Annotated in this window: 1 protein-coding gene; it reads right to left on the reverse strand. The window is 54.0% G+C overall.

All coding sequences use genetic code 11. The annotated features are described in order from the left end of the window. A partial coding sequence (locus tag M3G19_RS11885; protein ID WP_259902804.1) for a hypothetical protein occupies positions 1 to 185 on the reverse strand: 185 nt, incomplete at its 3' end. Positions 186 to 226 lie beyond the last annotated feature (41 nt).

Consider the following 226-nt stretch of genomic DNA (forward strand, 5'->3'; position numbering starts at 1 on the left):
CCTGCTGGTTTGTGTTGTTGGTTGGGTGTGTGTAGCTTTATGTGAGTCAGCGTGACCGACAACGCCCCGCCGGGCAGCAGTTCCGGTGAGATGGCGGTAGGAAAACAATCGCTGGTAGATCCTTTCATTTGATTCGCATGGCAGGCGATTTTGTTTGTTGTGTGGGTGTGTGTAGGGTCGGTCAAGCCGCTTTGAACAGGCCTCCTTGGTTGTGGGGTGTGTTTGG

This window comes from Corynebacterium sp. p3-SID1194, from assembly GCF_025144155.1.
In the GTDB taxonomy this organism is placed as follows: domain Bacteria; phylum Actinomycetota; class Actinomycetes; order Mycobacteriales; family Mycobacteriaceae; genus Corynebacterium.